Consider the following 15,880-nt stretch of genomic DNA (forward strand, 5'->3'; position numbering starts at 1 on the left):
GGTCCACCGGGCTGTCGAAGGGGCTTCGCATCACGGTCGCTTTCCCGCAGCTTGAGGCCCCCGGCTGACAGCGGTATGTCAGGATTCCAAGGCCATGCAGCGCACCGAGCGTCTTTTCGCCCTCGCGGAGTACTTGAGGGGTCGCCGCACCGGCGTCACCGCGGAGGTGCTCGCGGAGCGCTTCGGCGTGACGGTGCGGACCATCTACCGGGACCTGGACACGCTGCGCGCCGCGTCCCTGCCCGTGGGCGCGGAGCGGGGCCGGGGCGGGGGCTATGCGTTGGACCGCAGCTACAGCCTGCCGCCGGTGAACTTCACCGCGCGCGAGGCGGCGCTCATCGTGGCGCTGGGCCGCTTCGCCATCGACATGCGGCTGTTGCCCTTCACGGGGACGCTGGAGTCGGCGCTCGACAAGGTGCGCTCGGCCTTGTCCACGTCCGCGCAGCGCGAGCTGCTGGCCCGGCTGCGGGAGCTGACCTTCCTGGGCGTGCCGTCGCTGCCGACGCGAAAAGGGGTGCGTGAGTCGCTGGAGCGCGCGTGGTTCGAACGCCAGCCGCTGCGCATCACCTACGTGGACGGCAACTTCCTGGAGACGGTGCGCGAGGTGCGCATCGAGTCCGTGGTGATGGACCGGCACGAGACGCGGCTGGACGCGGTGGACCTCGCGTCCGGCGAACGTCGCCACTTCCGGTTGGACCGCATCACCCGCGCGGAAGTGTTGGGGTGACGCGCAAGGCCCCGCGTCTGGCGCGGAGCCTTCCGGTGTCTGGCATCAGCTCCGCGAGGGGAAGACGCCCTCCGTCGCGATGATGAAGTTCACGACGGTGTATGGGTTCATGATGGGCACCGGCTGACCGCCGCCCGCGATGCCCACGGCCTGGGGGCCCATCACCGTGTTGGGCGTCGTGTTGTAGGGGGTCGGGGTGGTGCCGGGAGGATAGGCGGCGAGGTACGCGCCCTCCGGGCTCTCCGCGTTGCCCTCCTGCATGTTCGCCATCAGCGGGTGGGTGTGCGCGGGCATCTGCGTCGAGATCAGCGTCACCGACTGCCCGCCGGCCGCCTCTCCCAGGGTGTGCGGAGCCAGCCCCGGGCCCTGGCCCGGCGCCATGGGAAAGCGCCCTCGCAGGTCCGGCAGCGCGAAGGTCGTCGTGCCATTGCCGCCGTAGGTGGTGCCCAGGATGGCGAAGAGGGCCTGGTTCTGCGCGATGGAAAGCAGCGCGCCGTTGCAGAGCGCCCAGCCGCGAGGCGCGAAGTCGCCTCCAAACATGATGATCTGGCCAATGTACGGTTCAGACATGGTTCCCCCTGGGTGGATGGTGGGTGTTCCGCGCCGAACAGAACATGCCCGCCCACCCTGAAGAAAGGTCGTGGCGCGTCATTCATTAATCCGACCCGGGGTGTGCGAAGCTTCACAGGGCGTGGCGGCGCTTTCTCCTACGCTGCACGTCGCCGCACCGCCTGCTGTTGGGGGAGGACCCAATCCATGTCACTTCGATTCTTCGTGCCCCTCCGTGGGGAGTTCTCACGCTTCCGAGTGTTGTCGCTCTGCGCGACCCTGATGGTGTCCGCGTGTACGGGCCAGACGGGGGATGGGCCCGCCGGCCCCGAGGGCCCTCCGGGAGCGACGGGCCCCGCGGGAGCGACGGGCCCGGCCGGTCCCCAGGGTGAGAAGGGCGCTACGGGCGAGCCCGGCCTCATGGGTCCTCAGGGCGAGATCGGTCCGGCGGGTGCGGGCGAGCCCGGACCGCAGGGCATCGCGGGCCCCACGGGTCCCGCGGGCGCGACGGGACCGCAGGGCGCCATGGGCCTGATGGGGCCCATCGGTCCGCAGGGCATCGCGGGTCCTGCCGGCGCCAAGGGAGACAAGGGCGACACGGGCGCGGCGGGCGCTGTTGGCGCGAAGGGAGACAAGGGCGACACGGGCTCGGCGGGCGCTGTTGGCGCGAAGGGAGACAAGGGCGACACGGGCTCAGCCGGCCCGGTCGGCCCGGCTGGCCCGGTGGGGCCCGCGGGAGCGCCGGGTTCCACGGGGGCGACGGGCTCTCAGGGGCCGCAGGGCGTGGCGGGCACCCAGGGGCTCTACGGCGACGGTTCCGCGGGCGCGTTCACCGTGGGCTCCGGCCAGACGGTGGACCTCACCACCCCCACGGGCGTGTCCCAGCTTCCCTCGGGCTTCAACCTCCAGTTCAGCAGCATCAACATCGTGGGCACACTCATCGTCCCCAGTGGCACGGTGCTGCGCTCCTCGGGTGACATCACCGTGAGCGGGACGCTCACCGTGCGTCCTGGGGCGGAGGACCTGGGCGGCGGCCAGGCTCCTGCCGGAGTCGCCCGGACGGCGGCGGGTTCGTACAGCGGTGGCGTGGGGCTCGCGTCGTTCCAGGGCGCACAGGTGCGGCGGGTCCAGAACGCGTCCGGCGGGGCCGGTGCTCGCCTCTACGCGGGCGCGGGCGCGAACGGTGGCGCTGGCGGTGGCGCGGTGATGCTGGCCGCGCGGGGCAACGTGCGCATCGTCGTTGGTGGCACCATCAACGCGAGCGGGGTCAGTGGCGTGAACCCCCAGACGGCGGGCCAGTCCATCGTGGGCACGGGCGGCGGCGGTGGCGGCATCGTCCTGGTGGCGGCGAAGGGGACCATCACGCTGGGGGGCATCATCCGCGCGCAGGGTGGCAATGGCGCGGATGGCTACAACGGCAACCTCGGCACGGGTGAGGGCGGTGGCGGTGGCGGTGGCGGTGGCATCGTCCACTTCATCGCTTCCGCGAGCCCCAGCGTGACGGGCTCCGTGGTGGTGTCGGAGGGCAGCGCAGGTGCCAACGCGGCGCCGCAGTCGGGCACCAGCATCCTCACGGCAGGCGGCGGCGGCGGCAGCGGCGGCTCGGGAGGCAATGGCGGAGGCATCATCCCGGGCACGACCACGAACGGGAATGCCAGCGCGGGCACGGGCGGCTACTTCCTCCAGACGGTCGTCCCCGAGCCGGAGTCGCTGCTGGGCCTGTGAGCCCGAAGTCTCCGGGACCGGCGTTCACCTGACGTCGGTCCCGGCCCCATCGTCCGGCGCCTTCCACCACAGCTCCAGGTAGGGTGACGCTGGCGAGTTTCCCGGCACGGGCGTGAACCCGTGCCGGGTGTAGAGCCGCAGCGCCGGATTGTCGCGCGTGACGTTCAGCCGGACAGCCACGCGCGCCCGGGCCGCCTCCTCTTGAATCGCGCACAGCAGGCGCGTGCCCAGCCCCTGCCCCTGGTGCGAGGGCAGCAGGGCCAGGTCCACCAACAGCGTCTCCGCTTCCGTGCGCACGAGCCACTGACGGCCCACGGGGACTCCGTCCACCTCGATGAGGGCGTGGCCTTCCGGGGAGTAGATCGCGGCGTAGTGGCGCGACTGGGCCTGGTACTGCGTGCGCAGGAAGACCTCTTGCTGCGCGGCGCCCCAGCCCCAGGAGGCCAGCTCCCGGGCGCGGGTGCTCGCGTAGAGCGTGAAGAGGAAGCCGTCATCCACGGGCGTGACGGGGCGCAGGTGGTGTACGGAGGGCGCGGGAATCGTCACGGTGAGGGACCGTCCTTGGAGGCTGCGCGAAGGGCGCGGCCAGGAGGACAGTATCCTCCTGAAGCGCGCGGGTCCTTCCAAGCGCACCACCTCTCCCAGGCGTGGCATGGGGGCAGGCAGGCCTGTCCGGCGGATGGGCTCCACCGTATCGGGAAAGCGCGAGGTTTGGTGACGGCGTGCGCGCCCGACGTGGGGAGAGGATGGGCTCTCCTGTCCTGTTCCGGTCCGTCGCGGAGCGCCATCCCAAGGGGCGGCCCGTCCGCTCCAGGAGGTCCACCCGGTGTCCCGTCTCCCGTCACACGTGCATGTCGCCATCGCGGGCGCGGGCTTCGCGGGCCTGGGCATGGCCATCCGGCTGAAGCAGGAGGGCATCGAGGACTTCCTCGTCCTCGAACGCGCCGACGACGTGGGCGGCGTCTGGCGCGACAATGTCTATCCTGGCTGCGCGTGCGACGTGCAGTCGCTGTTGTATTCCTTCTCCTTCGTGCCGAATCCGGGCTGGTCGCGCGTCTATTCCCCGGCCTGGGAGATCCACGCCTACCTGCGTGAATGCGTGGCGCACTTCCACCTGGCGCCGCACCTGCGCTTCCAGCACGCCATCCTGTCCGCGCGCTGGGACGCCGCGCGCAACCGCTGGGCCCTGGAGACCTCCCACGGCCCACTCACCGCGGACGTCTTCGTGCCCGCGGTGGGCGCGCTGAGCGAACCCGTCATCCCCGCGCTGCCCGGCCTGGAGCGCTTCCAGGGCAAGGCGATGCACTCGGCGCGGTGGGATCCGGGGTACGCGCTGGCCGGTCGCGCTGTGGGCGTGGTGGGCACGGGCGCTTCGTCGGTCCAGCTCGTCCCGGAGATCCAACCAGTCGTCGGGCGGCTCGTCCTCTTCCAACGCACGCCCGCGTGGGTGCTGCCCCGGGGCGACCAGCCCATCGGAGCGCTGCGCAAGGCGCTGTACGCCCGCGTTCCGCGTGTCCGGTGGCTCCTGCGTGAAGGCCTGCGCCTGCTGCGGGATGCCCTCGTGCTGGGCTTCCAGCACCCGTGGGTCCTGCGCCTGGCCCAGCGTTGGGTGCTGCGCCACCTCCGGCACGTCGTCGCGGATCCGGTGCTGCGCGACAAACTCACGCCCCACTACACGATGGGCTGCAAGCGCATCCTGTTCTCCGACACCTACCTGCCGGCCCTCACGCGCCCGAACGTGGAGGTCGTCACGTCCCACATCCGGGAGGTGCGCGAGCACGACGTCGTCACGGAGGACGGCGCCGTGCACCCGGTGGACACGCTCGTCTTCGGCACCGGGTTCGCGGTGACGGACATGCCCTTGGGACACCACATCCGGGGGCGCGACGGACGCACGCTCGCGGAGGTCTGGGAGGGCAGCCCTCGCGCCTACCTGGGCCTCACCGTGAGCGGCTTTCCCAACCTCTTCCTGCTCCAGGGGCCCAACACGGGCCTGGGCCACACCTCCGTGTTGTTGATGATGGAGGCCCAGATGGAGCACGTGCTGGGGGCGCTGTGCTACCTGGAGGCACGAGCAGGCGCCGCCCTGGAGCCCGAGCCGGAAGTGCAGGACGCCTTCGTCCGCGAGCTCGACGCGCGGATGTCCACCACCGTCTGGAGCCAGGGCGGTTGCCGCAGCTGGTACATGGATGCCACGGGGCGCAACTCCGCCCTCTGGCCCGGCACCACCTCCGCGTTCCGACGGCGCGTGGAGCACTTCGACCCGTCCGACTACGTCACCTCCGCCCGGCGCGCCGCGAGCTGAACCACCGGGAGCCCGTTCCCGGCGCACCCATGGCGCCTCCGGGCGGGGGGAACGGGTCGGCATCGGTTGTCCTCCTCGTGGGGACCCACGGGCTCCACGGGAGAAGAGGTAGGTCTTCCTGCCAGCGATGGCACGACGCTTCGGGTTGCCTCCCTGCCTGGCCCCCTGACACGGAGGCGGCCCAGGTGCCCCCGGAGGCAGGAAGAGGTCCATCCGTTCACGCCCCACGCCGGGTGGGTGTTTCGCGCCCCCCGACCGCGGGGCGATTCGGCGCGGGCCCCTGGTTGTTTGTGTTGGCTTTGGAGGAGGATGGCCGAGCCTTCCCGGAGCGCGGCCCCGCCCTGGACCCCACCCGCCAGGAATGCCAATGACTCCCACGCTGCCGCAGAACGATTCCGCCCAGGCCCAGGAGCAGCGCAAGCAGCAGCTTGCCCAACTCCAGACGCAATACGTCTACGACTTCACCACGCGCGTCCAACCCCTGGGCGTCGCGCAATCCGTGCCCCCAGGGCAGAACTTCGCCTTTGTCTGGACACTGGGCGTGCTGAACCAGGCGCTAGGCATTACCGGCAACCTCATCTCCATGGGCTCGCATCTGTTCGAGTCGGCGGACTCGCTCGCGAAGAAGCTCGAGGACTTCACCGAGGAGGAACTCCACAAGGCGGAGCAGGCCTACCTGGACCTCAAGACCCACCACCTGAACCTCTCGCGCCTCTTCGACGCCACCCACGTCATCTCCGCGCCGGCCAGCGCCGTGGCCCTCGCGGGCGTGGCCTCGGGGCAGGGCCTCGCGACGGGAACGGGTCCGTCGTTCGCCATCGACCTGGGCGGCGGCGGTGGCACGCGGTCCTCCTCCGCCTCCCCGCTGAACCCGCGGGGCGCGCAGCCGGCGTCACCCGCTTCGCTGGAGCAGTTCGCGGAAGGGCTCAAGGACTCCCTGGGCCACCTGTCCCAGTTCCTGGGCGACACGGCCTTTGATCTGCTCCTGCGCGTCATCGGGCAGTACGGACAGCCGAAGAACCTCCAAGGCTACCAGTCGCAGTTCCAACTGCTGCCCATGACGCCCGGGGCGGGCGCCGCGCTCGACGACGTCATGTTCGCGCGCCTGCGGGTCGCGGGCCCCAACCCCGTGGTGCTCCGTCGCCTGTCCGCACCCGACGCGCGCTTCCCGGTGACGGACGCGCAGTTCCGCTCGACGATGGGGCCGCAGGACAGCCTCGCCACGGCCATGGGCGAAGGCCGCGTGTACCTCGCGGACTACGCGGTGCTCGAAGGGCTGAAGGCGGGCACCTTCCCGACCCAGAAATACGTCTGCGCGCCGCTGGCCCTCTTCGCGGTGCCCCGCGCGGGTGAAGCGGACCGGCTGCTGCGGGCGGTGGCCATCCAGTGCTCCCAGACGCCGGGGCCCTCCACGCCCGTCGTCACGCCCTCGGAAGGGCTGAACTGGGAGATTGCCCGGCTCTTCCTCCAGGTCGCGGATGGCACCTGGCACGAGATGATCAGCCACCTGGGGCTCACCCACCTGCTCATCGAGGCCTTCACCCTGGCGACCGCGCGACAGCTTCCGCCGGAGCACCCGCTCCAGGTCCTGCTGGCGCCCCACTTCCAGGGCACGCTGGCCATCAACAACGCGGCCGTGGAGTCGCTCATCGCGCCGGGGGGCTTCGTGGACCGCCTGCTGCCGGGCACCATCGAAGCGTCCGCGTCCCTGGCGGTGCAGGCCGTGGAGGGCTTCCGCTTCAACCAGGAACTGTTCCCGCGCAGCTTCGCCAACCGGGGCGTGGACGATGCGCAGGCGTTCCCGGACTACCCGTACCGGGATGACGGGCTGCTCGTCTGGGCGTCGCTCCATCAATGGGTGTCGGACTACGTGTCGCTCTATTACGGCTCGGACGCGGACGTGGTGTCGGACTACGAGCTCCAGTCCTGGTTGAAGGAGCTGGCCTCGCCCCAGGGCGGACGGTTGCAGGACATCGGCGAGGACGGCGTCCTCAAGACCCGTGGCTACCTCGCGGACCTGGTGACGATGATCATCTTCACCGCGAGCGCGCAGCACGCCGCGGTGAACTTCCCCCAGTCCTACGTCATGTCCTTCACGCCGTCCCTGCCGCTGGCGGCCTACGCGCCCCTGCCCGGCGCGCCGCTCGCCGCGAAGGCCGACGACATCCAGGCGCTCCTCGCGTACATGCCGCCGCTCCAGCAGGCCTTCTCGCAGCAGACGCTGATGACCCTGCTGGGACGCGTGTACTTCGGCGCCCTCGGCTCGTATGACCGGTACGTCTCGGGGTCGTACTTCCAGGATCCGCGCGTGGCGGTCCCCCTGCAGGACTTCCAGACGCGGCTCGGCGAGGTGGAGGCGACCATCGCGCGACGCAACCTGCGCCGCATCCCGTACCGCTCGCTGCTGCCCTCGGAGATTCCGCAGAGCATCAACATCTGACGGAGGTCTTCAGGCTGGGGGGCCGCGTCGCTACTTCGCGCCGCGAGCCTCCAGCGAATCGGCCAGCGCACGCATCGCCCCCGCATGCCCGTGTGACAGGTCCGCCTCGGGGAACACGTCCAGGGGCTGCTGGGGCGGTGCGCCGCGTGCCTCGAAGTCCTCTCCCTTCGGGTCGGTGTAGTGCTCGTTCGACAGGTGGACCGTCCAGCCATTCGGCAGCGGCTTGACGAGCACGTCGGAGAAGCTGCCCCGCGTGCGGGTGCCCACGTGGCGCACCTGGGGCAGGGCGCGCATCGCCAGCGTGAAGACCTCCCCGGCGCTGACCGTGATGTCGCTCGTCACCAGGTGGACGGGCCCATGGAACGCCGGACGTGACGTGGGCGTGAGGATGAACTCCTGGGGCGGGACGTCCTTCGCCCCCTTCGCCCACTTGGAATACGCAAGCCGGGGCCGGTCCGCGAAGCGCGCCGCGATCGCCCGCGCGACGACGTCATGGCCCCCGCGGTTGTTGCTCACATCCACGATGACCGCCGTGGCCCCCGCGAACGCGGCCATCGCCTCATCCAGCACGGGCTCCAGCGCGGCCAGCTCCTGCTCCGGCGTCGCGTCATCGCCGTCCGTCGCGGCGACGAAACCCCCCAGCGTCATCACGTTGAGATAGCCGACCCCGGGCGCGGCGAAGCCCCAGAACACGCGCTGGTTCGCGACGTGGTGGCCCTGGCCGCGCAGCACCGTCTGGAGGATTCCATCGCGGTACGCGCCCAACCACTCCTTCTGCACGGCCTTCGGGGTGCGCCCCGTCCGCCGGGCCTCCTGCTCCAGCAGCGCGAACGTCCCCGTGGCGCGCTCCTCGTACGTGAGCGCGTCCGACGAAGCGTCATCCGCCAGCAGCGCCACATGCGCATCGCCCAGTGTCCGGAGTGCCTCCGCGAAGAGGGTGAACAACGCCCGGCCCTCCATGCTTGGAGACACCCGGGGACGCTCCGCTTCCAATCGCGCCAACCACTCCGGCCCCCGCTCGGGGAAGTACGCGTAGTGCTCCGCGAAGGTCGCCTGGAACACATTGAACAGCTCCGGAGCGCTCCACACAGTGTGCCGGTCGCAGTCTTCGGGAAGCGCGGCGATGCGGTCGAACCGGTAGCGCGTCTCCCCCGGCGCGGGGAAGAAGTCCCGGACACCCTCCGAGGGCCCCGGCGCCTGGACGCCAAACAGCTGCTTCAGCTCCGACGAAGAAGCGGGATCCGGATGGCACCCCGCCGCCGTCTCATGGTGCAGGCGCAGTCCCTCCGGCGTCACCGAGAGCAACCACCCATACCCGCGAGAGCGCCACACCTCCGGCCCGGATGCGTCAACAGGGCCCAAGGCAGGACGTGACGTGGCGCACGCGGTCAGCAGGCCGACGAGGAGCAACGGCAGGACAGCGCGCGGACGGAGGCGCGGGAGGTTCATGGCGGGGAGGCTTCCTTCAGGATCCGACATCCCATCGCGCGCGGGGCGGGGTGGGACAACGGGTGCGCTATAAACCCCGCGCCGGGTGTTGGTGCCGTGCCCGCGACGGGGAGTCCTCATGGGTGGAGTCGCTCGGAAGTTGGGATGGGTGCTGCTGGCCCTGGCCGGGGCGTTCAGCCTGGGCGTGGTGGCGCTGCACCGGGGGGAGTCCATCAACGCCATCTGGCTGGTGGTCGCCTCGGTCGCGGTGTTCATGCTGGGATATCGTTTCTACGGCCGGTTCATTGCCGAAAAAGCGCTGCGCCTGGACCCCACGCGCGCCACCCCCGCCGAGCTTCGCAATGACGGCCTGGACTACGTGCCCACGGACCGGTGGGTTGTCTTTGGCCACCACTTCGCGGCCATCGCGGGCGCCGGTCCGCTGGTGGGCCCGGTGCTGGCCGCGCAGATGGGCTACCTGCCCGGCACGCTGTGGATCCTCGTGGGCGTGGTGGTGGCGGGCGCGGTGCAGGACTTCGTGACGCTGTTCCTGTCCATCCGCCGCGACGGCAAGTCGCTGGGCGACATGGTCCGCATGGAGCTGGGGCCGGCGGCGGGCGTGACGGCGATGGTGGGCGTGCTGATGATCATGATGATCATCCTCGCGGTGCTGGCGCTGGTGGTCGTCAAGGCGCTGACGCACAGCCCCTGGGGCACCTTCACCGTGGGCATGACCATCCCCATCGCGGTGCTGATGGGCCTGTACCTGCGCTACGTGCGCCCCGGCAAGGTGCTGGAGGTGTCCATCGTCGGCTTCGTGCTCCTGATGCTCAGCATCTACCTGGGTGGCCAGGTGTCCGAGTCCGCCACCTGGGCGCCCTGGTTCACCTTCGACAGCAAGGCGCTGGCGTGGCTGCTCATCGGCTACGGGTTCTGCGCGGCGGTGCTGCCGGTGTGGCTGCTGCTCGCGCCGCGCGACTACCTGTCCACCTTCCTCAAGATTGGCACCGTGATGCTGCTCGCGGTGGGCATCGCGCTGGCGGCGCCCGATTTGCGCATGCCGGCGGTGACGCGGTTCGTGGACGGCTCCGGTCCGGTGTTCTCCGGCAGCCTGTTCCCGTTCCTGTTCATCACCATCGCGTGCGGCGCGGTGTCCGGGTGGCACTCGCTCATCGCGTCCGGCACCACCCCGAAGATGCTGGCCAGCGAAGCAGACGCGCGCATGGTGGGCTATGGCGCCATGTTGATGGAGGCCTTCGTGGCCATCATGGCGCTCATCGCCGCGTCGGTGCTGGACCCCGGCGTCTACTTCGCCATGAACTCGCCCGCGGCGCTCATCGGCACCAGCGCGACGCAGGCGGCGCAGACGCTCAGCCAGTGGGGCTTCGTCATCACCCCCGAAATCCTGGAGCAGACGGCGCGCGACATCGGTGAGACGACCATCCTGTCCCGCGCGGGTGGCGCCCCCACGCTGGCGGTGGGCATGGCGCAGATCCTCCACGGGCTCGTGTCCGGGCAGGGGATGATGGCCTTCTGGTACCACTACGCCATCCTCTTCGAGGCGCTCTTCATCCTCACCACGGTGGACGCCGGCACCCGCGTGGGCCGCTTCATGATCCAAGAGCTGGCGGGCCTCGTCTACGCGCCCCTGAAGCGCACGGAGTCCTGGGGCGCGAACCTGCTGGCCACCGCGCTGTGCGTGGGCGCCTGGGGCTACTTCCTCTACCAGGGCGTCGTGGATCCGCTGGGCGGCATCAACACGCTGTGGCCGCTGTTCGGCATCGCCAACCAGATGCTCGCCGCCGTGGCGCTCACGCTGGGGTGCGTGGTGCTGGTGAAGATGAAGCGCGAGCGCTACGTCTGGGTGCCCGGCATCCCCGCCGCGTGGCTGGTGCTGTGCACACTCACCGCCGGCTTCCAGAAGGTGTTCGGAAGCGACGTGCGCGTGAGCTTCGTCGCCCACGCGAGGGCCTTCTCCCAGGCGGTGGCTGAAGGCCGCGTCATCGCCCCCGCGAAATCCGTGGAGGAGATGGAGCAGATCATCCGCAACGACTACCTGGATGCCGCCCTCACCGTGTTCTTCATGGCCGTGGTCGTGGCGACCCTCTTCTTCGGCGTGCGCGCCATCCTCGCGGCCCGGCGCTCCCCGGTGCCCACCGCGCACGAGACGCCCTACGTGGCTGCCGCCGCTCCGGTGCAACGGTGAGGGCGGCCTTCGTCCAGGCGCTCCAGCAGGGCTGGCGCAAGTCCGTGCGCATCGCGCGCCAGATGATTGGCGTGCCCGACTACGACACCTATGTCGCCCACATGCACCGTCACCATCCGGACCGCGCGGTGATGACCTATGCGGAGTTTTTCAACGACCGCCTCCAGGCCCGCTACCGGGGCGGAGGGGGGCGCTGCTGCTGAACGATGAGTCGTTGAGTTTTTCCGGCAAAACTGGTTGATGGGTTTTTACGGGTTCGGCCCGTCAAACCCATGACGCAGGAGTCTGCCGTGTCTCGCATCGCAACGCCGTTCCGGACGTTGGCGCTGGGCGCCGTGTTTCTCGCATCGCTGGGGGGCTGCTCGGGCCCCGGGGACGTTCCGACGTCCGATGAATCGTTGGGCGCGGTGGAGTCCCCGGCGCTGGCGACGCGCGTGGTGGGCTACCTGCCGACGTGGGCGGGGAACGTTGACACGCTCCAGTACGGCAAGCTCAGCCACATCAACTACGCGTTCGCGCTGCCCACGGCGCAGGGTGGGCTCACGGGCGTGAGCAGCTCGGACACGCGGCTGCGCTCGCTGGTGACGAAGGCGCACGCGCAGGGCGTGAAGGTGCTCATCGCGGTGGGGGGCTGGAACGACGGCAACGACAGCGCCTTCGAACAGATGGCCGGGAGCGCGGGCACGCGCACCGCGTTCGTGAACTCGGTGGTGAACTTCGTCAACGCCGTCGGTCTGGATGGCGTGGACATCGACTGGGAGTACCCGGACCCCGGCACGTCGGGGAACAACTACGCGCTGCTCATGCGCGAGCTGGGCACGGCGATGCACACCCGGGGCAAGCTGCTGACGGCGGCGGTGGTGGCCAACGGCTACACGGGCGGAGGCGTGCCGGCGTCGGTGTTCAGCGACGTCGACTTCCTCAACATCATGGCCTACGACGGCGGCCAGCCGCATTCGACGTATGACCTCGCGGTCCAGTCGCTGAACTACTGGAAGGGGCGCGGGCTGCCGGCGTCCAAGGCGGTGCTGGGCGTGCCGTTCTACGGCCGCTCTCCGTCCAGCTACGTGGGCTACTCGGAGCTGGTCGCGCGCGACTCGCAGGCGCCCTACAAGGACAACGTCGGGGACGTCTATTACAACGGCATCGCGACCATCCAGGCCAAGACGCGGCTGGGCCTTCAGAACGGCGGCGTGATGATCTGGGAGCTGAGCCAGGACACGTCCGGGAGCACGTCGCTGCTCAACGCCATCGACTCGGTGGCGCAGGGCACGGGCGGCACGGGAGCGTACCGGCTGGTGAACAAGGCCTCCGGCCGCTGCGTGGACATCTCCGGTCCCAGCACGGCGGATGGCGCCATCATCCACCAGTGGGCCTGCCACACGGGCGCAAGCCAGCAGTGGTCCATGGAGGCGACGGACAGCGGCTACTACCGCTTCGTGTCGCGTCACAGCGGCAAGGCGCTGGACGTGAAGGACGCCAGCGGCGCGGACGGCGCGGGGCTCCAGCAGTGGACGTACTCCAACGGGAGCAACCAGCAGTTCAAGCCGGTGGACCTGGGCAACGGCTACGTCCGGCTGGAGGCGCGCCACAGCGGCAAGGTGCTGGACGTGACGGGCTGCCAGGGCGGCAGCGGTGACGGCACGCTGCTGCAGCAGTGGACCTGGTCCAACAACGACTGCCAGCAGTTCCGCATGGAAGCGCGGTAGCCCGCTGGAAGTGACGGAGCCGGTCGCGTCGCCGGCCCCGTCCTCACGGACGAGGCGCGCTCAGCTGCGCCGGGGCAACCGCAGGATGAAGGTGGAGCCCTCGCCCAGGGTGGACCGGGCGGACAGCGAACCGCCGTGCAGCTTCGCGAGCGCGGCGGCGATGAAGAGCCCCAGGCCATGCCCCCGTCCCCGGTCGGAGTCCGCGCGCTGGAAGCGCTCGAAGATGTGGGGCAGGGCGCTGGCGGGGATGCCCACGCCCCAGTCGCGCACGTGCACCAGCACGAGGCCCGGGCTGAGCGTCATGCCCACCTCGATGCGCCGCGACTCCCCGCTGTACTTCACCGCGTTGGACAGCAGGTTGTTGAGCACCTGGCGCACCCGCTCCGCGTCCAGGGACAAGGGCTCCACCGGCTCTCCCAACTGCAGCGTGAAGTCCATCTCCGGCTGCATCTCACGCCAGTCCTGCACCAGCTCCTGGAGGAAGCGCGCCAGGTCCGTGGGCTCCTGCCTCAACTCCAGCTTCCCGTCCGCCAGCCGGGACGCGTCCAGGATGGACGTCACCAGCCCGTTCATCCGGTCCAACTGCCGCAGGATGGCCTCCGCGGAGCGGCTCTCGTCCTCGATGCCGCGCTTGTGCACCTTGCGCAGGAGCATCTGCGTGTTGAGCCGCGCGGAGCTCAGGGGCGTCTTCAGCTCGTGCGCCACCCAGTTGAGCATCTCCTCGCGGGCCAGGCTCACCGCTGTGGCCGACTCGCGCGAGGCATGGGCCGCTTCCGTGCGGATCGTCGCATGGCTCTGGAGCGCCGAGTTCACCGCGTGCTCGAAGGTGGCCAGGTCCACCGGCTTCGCCAGGAACGTCTGCGCTGCTTCACGCCCGGACGGCCGGGCCGCGCTCAACAGCAGGAAGGGCACCTCCGAAAGGGTGGGCTCGGAGCGCATGGCGTGAAGCAACTGCATGCCGGTACGGCGGGGCATCATGTGGTCGCTGACCACCAGGTCCGGCGGCTCCGTCCGCGCGAGCATCAGGGCCTCCTCGCCGTTGTGCGCGCGCACCACGCGGTGGCCCAGGTCCTCCACCACCTCGGAGAAGACCTCCAGCAGCGCCTCTTCATCCTCCGCGATGAGGACAAGGCTCATTCCTTGGCACCTCCCACGGTGGAGCCGATGGGCTGTGCCTGACCCGTCAGCAGGCCCGCCGCGGAGCGCAGCGGCGCGAGCACCTTCACCCCGGTGTCGTTGATCTGGAACTCGCGCAGGTCGCTGGCGTACTTGCTGTCGCGCATCTTGAGCACGGACAGGATGCGGTGCATCCGCCCGTGCAGCTCCACGTAGCGCAAGAGCAGCAGGTTCTCTCCCAGGATGGCTACCGGCGCGTCGCTGAAGTCCAGCTCCGTGCCGACGACCTTGGGCACTTCACGGGTGAAGATGGACGTGACGCCCAGGATCCGCAGCCGCATCGCCAGCGAGGCGAGGAACGTCCGGCGCCGCGACGGGTCCAGGATGGACTGCTCCAACTCGCTGAGCCCGTCGATGACCAGCCGCTTCACGCCCAGCGCCTCCACCTTGCGCAGGACGTCCCGCACGAACACATCCGCCTCCAACTCCATGGGAGGCACGTGCTGGAAGCTCAGCAGCCCGTCGCGGTGCAGGGCCGCCACGTCCAGTCCCACGCGCTTCGCACGCGCCATCAGCATGGCGGGCGAATCAAAGAAGGAGACGAACAGCCCCTGCTCGCCCCTGCGCGCCCCGTCCGCGACGAAGTGGGTGGCCAGCAGGGTCTTTCCAATGCCCATGCTCCCCGCGAGCATGGTGGTGCTGAGTTCGGGCAGCCCCTCGAACATCAGCGTGTCCAGCTCCGGCAGCCCGAACCCCTTGCGCGCCAGCGTGGGCGGCTCGTCGTGGAAGTCCAGGGGCGTGGACTCCAGCCGGGGGATGAACTCCACGCCGCCCTGGTTGATGGTCATGACGTGCTCGCCCGTCAGGTGCTCCCGGCCGCGCAGCTTCACCACCTCCACGCGGCGCAACCGTCGCGCCCCCTGGGGCTGGATGGACAGCGCCACGATGCCGTCCACCGTGGTCGCCTCCGGCAGCCCCATCAGCCGGTCCAGCGGGTACTCCGTGGTGAACAGGCCAATGCAGTTGACGGCCGAAAGGCCGATCCCCAGCTCGTAGAGGAACTCGCGCAGCCGCGCCTCGTCCGACCAGAGGTCCCGGATGGAGCGCAGCCCGTCGATGAACAGCACGCCGGCCTTGTGCTCGCGCACCGTCTGGAGCAGCAGGTCGCGCGCTTCCTTCGGTCCGCGCTTGAGCGCCGAGTAGGCGCTGATGACGAAGAGCTTCTCGCCCAGCAGCTCGGGCTTGAAGAAGGAGAAGCTGGAGAGCGAACTCATCAGCTTGTCATGGGGCTCCGAGGTGACGGTGGCCATCACCACCGGGATGCCGCGTGATGCGGCATCGAAGGCCACCTGGCTGCAGAGCACCGTCTTGCCGCACCCCGGCGTGCCGGTGACGATCACCGCCTGCCGGGAGGGAATGCCTCCTCCCAGGAGAGCGTCGAAGCTGGGGATGCCACTTTGGAAGAGCGACGGTTCGCTGCTGGGCATTCCAGGGTTCACCGGGCGGCGGGAAGCAATGCGCGAGGCTCTGCCGCTCGAAAGCGCGCGCGCCGGGACAAGGTAGGGATCGCGGAAGCGGCCTGCCCGAATTTCAACTCCACGTTCGGGGCATAGCGGACACCTTCGACCTGGAGAAGCGCCTTGCGGAGGGGACACGGCGTACCGGCGTCCGGTGA

Annotated in this window: 12 protein-coding genes; 7 read left to right on the top strand and 5 right to left on the bottom strand. The window is 70.1% G+C overall.

Annotated elements, in window-relative coordinates; all coding sequences use genetic code 11:
* Positions 1-94 precede the first annotated feature (94 nt).
* Positions 95-727 carry a YafY family protein gene (locus D7X74_RS13380; protein WP_120533335.1) on the top strand — a complete coding sequence of 211 codons (633 nt, stop codon included), beginning with the start codon at positions 95-97 and terminating at the stop codon, positions 725-727.
* A 45-nt stretch (positions 728-772) separates the two neighbouring features.
* On the opposite strand, the gene D7X74_RS13385 is transcribed toward D7X74_RS13380, so the two are convergent.
* Positions 773-1,297 carry a phage tail protein gene (locus D7X74_RS13385; RefSeq protein WP_120533336.1) on the bottom strand — a complete coding sequence of 175 codons (525 nt, stop codon included), beginning with the start codon at positions 1,295-1,297 and terminating at the stop codon, positions 773-775.
* A gap of 186 nt (positions 1,298-1,483) precedes the next feature.
* On the opposite strand from D7X74_RS13385, the gene D7X74_RS42645 reads away from it, so the two are divergent.
* Positions 1,484-3,001 carry a collagen-like protein gene (locus tag D7X74_RS42645; RefSeq protein WP_147446560.1) on the top strand — a complete coding sequence of 506 codons (1,518 nt, stop codon included), beginning with the start codon at positions 1,484-1,486 and terminating at the stop codon, positions 2,999-3,001.
* Between the two features lie 24 nt (positions 3,002-3,025).
* Here D7X74_RS42645 and D7X74_RS13400 read toward each other — a convergent pair whose 3' ends face one another.
* Positions 3,026-3,547: a GNAT family N-acetyltransferase gene (locus D7X74_RS13400; protein WP_233595567.1), complete on the bottom strand. Its 522-nt coding sequence runs from the start codon at positions 3,545-3,547 to the stop codon at positions 3,026-3,028.
* Between the two features lie 280 nt (positions 3,548-3,827).
* On the opposite strand from D7X74_RS13400, the gene D7X74_RS13405 reads away from it, so the two are divergent.
* Entirely contained in the window at positions 3,828-5,306 is a 1,479-nt protein-coding gene (locus D7X74_RS13405; protein ID WP_233602085.1) for an NAD(P)/FAD-dependent oxidoreductase, read from the top strand.
* 367 nt (positions 5,307-5,673) lie between these two features.
* On the top strand, positions 5,674-7,746 hold the full coding sequence (locus D7X74_RS13410; protein WP_120533339.1) for a lipoxygenase family protein: 2,073 nt from the start codon (positions 5,674-5,676) through the stop codon (positions 7,744-7,746).
* A gap of 30 nt (positions 7,747-7,776) precedes the next feature.
* Here the strand turns inward: D7X74_RS13410 and D7X74_RS13415 are convergent, their stop codons facing one another.
* Positions 7,777-9,195, bottom strand: coding sequence for a S41 family peptidase (locus D7X74_RS13415; protein ID WP_158622228.1), 1,419 nt, complete (start codon positions 9,193-9,195; stop codon positions 7,777-7,779).
* A gap of 118 nt (positions 9,196-9,313) precedes the next feature.
* Between D7X74_RS13415 and D7X74_RS13420 the strand changes: the two genes are divergently transcribed.
* The 3 genes from D7X74_RS13420 (at position 9,314) to D7X74_RS13430 (ending at position 13,089) form a co-directional block, all read left to right on the top strand.
* Positions 9,314-11,380, top strand: coding sequence for a carbon starvation CstA family protein (locus D7X74_RS13420; protein WP_120533340.1), 2,067 nt, complete (start codon positions 9,314-9,316; stop codon positions 11,378-11,380).
* Positions 11,377-11,583, top strand: coding sequence for a YbdD/YjiX family protein (locus D7X74_RS13425; protein WP_120533341.1), 207 nt, complete (start codon positions 11,377-11,379; stop codon positions 11,581-11,583). Before D7X74_RS13420 ends, D7X74_RS13425 begins: the two co-directional genes overlap by 4 nt.
* 87 nt (positions 11,584-11,670) lie before the next feature.
* A complete protein-coding gene (locus D7X74_RS13430; RefSeq protein WP_199741819.1) occupies positions 11,671-13,089 on the top strand; it encodes an RICIN domain-containing protein in 1,419 nt (472 codons plus the stop codon).
* A gap of 60 nt (positions 13,090-13,149) precedes the next feature.
* Here D7X74_RS13430 and D7X74_RS13435 read toward each other — a convergent pair whose 3' ends face one another.
* Positions 13,150-14,226: a HAMP domain-containing sensor histidine kinase gene (locus D7X74_RS13435; protein WP_120533343.1), complete on the bottom strand. Its 1,077-nt coding sequence runs from the start codon at positions 14,224-14,226 to the stop codon at positions 13,150-13,152.
* Positions 14,223-15,692, bottom strand: coding sequence for an ATPase domain-containing protein (locus D7X74_RS13440; RefSeq protein ID WP_120533344.1), 1,470 nt, complete (start codon positions 15,690-15,692; stop codon positions 14,223-14,225). Before D7X74_RS13440 ends, D7X74_RS13435 begins: the two co-directional genes overlap by 4 nt.
* Between the last annotated feature and the right edge of the window lie 188 nt (positions 15,693-15,880).

Origin of the sequence: Corallococcus sp. CA047B (assembly GCF_003612065.1) — a bacterium.
Lineage (GTDB): Bacteria > Myxococcota > Myxococcia > Myxococcales > Myxococcaceae > Corallococcus > Corallococcus praedator.

What these genes read in the sequence shown, in the direction of transcription:
- D7X74_RS13380 (WP_120533335.1), top strand. Translation starts at nt 95, where the DNA reads ATGCAGCGCACCGAGCGTCTTTTCGCCCTCGCGGAGTACTTGAGGGGT.
- D7X74_RS13385 (WP_120533336.1), bottom strand. Translation starts at nt 1,297, where the DNA reads ATGTCTGAACCGTACATTGGCCAGATCATCATGTTTGGAGGCGACTTC.
- D7X74_RS42645 (WP_147446560.1), top strand. Translation starts at nt 1,484, where the DNA reads ATGTCACTTCGATTCTTCGTGCCCCTCCGTGGGGAGTTCTCACGCTTC.
- D7X74_RS13410 (WP_120533339.1), top strand. Translation starts at nt 5,674, where the DNA reads ATGACTCCCACGCTGCCGCAGAACGATTCCGCCCAGGCCCAGGAGCAG.
- D7X74_RS13415 (WP_158622228.1), bottom strand. Translation starts at nt 9,195, where the DNA reads ATGAACCTCCCGCGCCTCCGTCCGCGCGCTGTCCTGCCGTTGCTCCTC.
- D7X74_RS13420 (WP_120533340.1), top strand. Translation starts at nt 9,314, where the DNA reads ATGGGTGGAGTCGCTCGGAAGTTGGGATGGGTGCTGCTGGCCCTGGCC.
- D7X74_RS13435 (WP_120533343.1), bottom strand. Translation starts at nt 14,226, where the DNA reads ATGAGCCTTGTCCTCATCGCGGAGGATGAAGAGGCGCTGCTGGAGGTC.
- D7X74_RS13440 (WP_120533344.1), bottom strand. Translation starts at nt 15,692, where the DNA reads ATGCCCAGCAGCGAACCGTCGCTCTTCCAAAGTGGCATCCCCAGCTTC.